The following is a 2,800-nucleotide window of genomic DNA, read 5'->3' as shown; positions in this document are numbered from 1 at the left end:
GGATGAAACGAATGATTTAGAAATACTTTCTCCACAAAGCTGTTCCACAATATTGGTAACCTTGCGAGTCGAGACGCCATTTACAACCATCTCGAGCATAGATACTACTAAAGCTTGTTCACAGCGAGCGTAACGTTCAAAAACAGAAGGTGAGAACTCACCTTGCCTTGTGCGCGGTACCTTTAACGTGATTCGACCGACGCTAATCGTATAATCCCTTTCGTAATAGCCGTTACGGTAGTCGACACGATCCTCAGATCTTTCATAGGATTCTGCTTTCAAATAGTCGTCACGTTCTTTTTCCATGTACTCATTCAGCACTAAAACAATTGTTGATTTAACAACTGATTCCATATTTGAATTCATAACTGTATCTTTTAAATTGTCTAGATCTATAGTAAAATTAAGTAAGGCCATTTTCCATTCCTCCTAAATGTTTATCGTCGTTGAAAACATTTTATCATAAGGAATGGAAAATGCCTTTTCCTATTTACACAATTATATGGACTCCATCTTGTGGATTTGTGAGCGTTGCGAAGTTTGGTTGAAGTGTTGCGATGTTTCCCGAAAACGTTGCGAAGTTTGGTTGAAACGTTGTGAGGTTTTTAAAACGTTGCGAAGTTTGGTTGAAGTGTTGCGAGGTTATCCGAAAACGTTGCGAAGTTTGGTTGAAACGTTGTGAGGTTTTCAAAACGTTGCGAAGTTTGGCTGAAGTGTTGCGATGTTTCCCGAAAACGTTGCGAGGTTTGACTGAAACGTTGTGAGGTTTCCAAAACGTTGCCTTTTCCAATTGATTAATTCACAAATACGACCTATTCTTAGGGTTGTGGAAAACTTTCTGTTCGAAAGAATGGCGACTCGCATTTTCGTTTGTTAAAATGATTGATGATAGCTGTAAATTAGGGAGGCCATTTTGTGAGGAAAAATAGGTTTTTGGGACTTATTATTACATTTGTATTGCTTTTATCAATTATTGGTCCAATTGGCGTATATGCTGAGGATGAGCGTACATTGAAAGATGAAAGTATATATGATTTACTTGTCGATCGTTTTTTTAATGAGAACACCCAGAATGATGAAGATGTAGATACACAGAATCCGTACGCGTTTAGCGGCGGAGACTTTGCGGGAATCATCAATCGAATGGAATACATCAAATTAATGGGCTTTACTATGATTTCAATCGGACCCATTTTTCAAACTGAAATGTATGACGGCAGCCAAGTGCTAGATTATGAAAAATTGGAACCGCATTTTGGTACTGAGGACGATCTAGCGAAGATGATTGACGCTGTACATAAACAAGACATTTCTGTTATGGCAGACTTTCCTTTAAATGGAGTAAGTGAGAACCATATATGGATAAAAGATGGTTTGTTTACAGGAACTTCTGTTGGCGAGGGGATAATCGATTGGGATGCTTCGGATAGTAAATTGCAAGAAGCATTGAAGAGCGCGATTATTTCATTTGTAGAAAAAAATGATTTGGATGGTATTCGTTTAACGAAAATTAGTAAGTTTGATACTCCGTATATTAATGAAGTAATTTCGGCAATAAAAGATGTAAAACCAGATATGTATGTCATTACAAACGAAGTTTCTGAAGCTGATTTTGACGGATCAATCAATCAAGAAAAGATAGATGCACTTAAACAGTCGTTTGTATCACCGGATTCAGATTCATCCGTTCTTTCGGCATTTACGAATATGGATGAGACTGATTTAATACAATTTGACGATTTAACAGGATCCAGATTTACGTACGATATGATGCAATTAAGAATGTTCCCACCAACACGTTGGAAAATGGCGGTTGCGGCGCTATTTACTCTTCCAGGTACGCCAGTAATGACTTATGGTACTGAGATTGCAGTTAACGGTGAGAAGGCTCCAGAAAGCCATCCACTGTCGAATTTTAATACAGATATGGAACTATACGAGTACATTGGCGGACTAAATTCATTACGCAATGACTCTGAGGCATTACGTACAGGTGATTTTGAATTATTACATGATGATCAAGGGTTTACAGTGTACAAGGTTTCAAACGATGATGAAACGTGGATTGTCGCATTAAACAATAAAGCGACAACATCGAATTACGATTTATCGGCAGAAATCGTTGGAGAAAATAAAAAGTTTCGTGGTGTACTTGATGGTGATCTTGTACGAGAAGCCGATGATAATATATTCCGAATTGTTCTGGAACGAGAAGTTGCTGAAATTTATATAGTTGAAGAAGATAAGGGATTCAACACACCTTATTTAATCGCATCACTTTTAGTATATGTTTTGTTCTTAAGTTTCCTTTATGTAGTTTGGAAAAGAGGACGTAAAACAAGAGCAAGTAAAACTGAATAAAAAACAAAGATGCCCGAATGAGCGAGTTGCTCATTCGGGCATCTTTGTTTTACGGTTCTATAATTTATAACGTTGGTGAAAGAAAATCACCCTCTCCTGAATTACTGGAGAAGGTGATGGAATTTCACTTACGTTATTTTTATTTTCAGTAGAAAACAAGTGAAGCTCCCTGTAGAATTAAAGTCGTCGAAAACCATCATCTAGGAGGGAACTCACTTGTCAATTACTAATGATATTAGAATGCTCATTGATATTCAAGACTCAAACGTTATTTTTGAACATGATTTTTTTCAAATGGGTACTTTTAAAGGAAATAGCTGTAAGTTTATAAAAGGAAAACTAAGCTTTACCCCTACACATTGCGATGCCTGCGGCATTGTAAATCAAAACTATACAATCTATAAAAATGGAACACAGACTTCACGTATTACGCTTCCCT

2 protein-coding genes and 1 pseudogene are annotated in these 2,800 nt (G+C 37.1%); 2 read left to right on the top strand and 1 reads right to left on the bottom strand.

Annotated features, from left to right (window positions below):
* Nucleotides 1–417: transposase (locus ACFSFY_RS07925; RefSeq protein WP_381536935.1), on the bottom strand; the 417-nt coding region annotated here is incomplete at its 3' end.
* 498 nt (nucleotides 418–915) lie between these two features.
* Between ACFSFY_RS07925 and ACFSFY_RS07920 the strand changes: the two genes are divergently transcribed.
* Both ACFSFY_RS07920 and ACFSFY_RS07915 read left to right on the top strand, forming a co-directional pair.
* Nucleotides 916–2,361, top strand: coding sequence for an alpha-amylase family glycosyl hydrolase (locus ACFSFY_RS07920; protein ID WP_381536932.1), 1,446 nt, complete (start codon nucleotides 916–918; stop codon nucleotides 2,359–2,361).
* Between the two features lie 216 nt (nucleotides 2,362–2,577).
* Nucleotides 2,578–2,800 (top strand): annotated as a pseudogene (locus ACFSFY_RS07915) (ISL3 family transposase); the annotation flags it as partial.

This window comes from Sporosarcina siberiensis (genome assembly GCF_042681925.1).
Classification (GTDB): Bacteria; Bacillota; Bacilli; order Bacillales_A; family Planococcaceae; genus Sporosarcina; species Sporosarcina siberiensis.
This window is presented reverse-complemented; position numbering and strand designations above follow the sequence as displayed.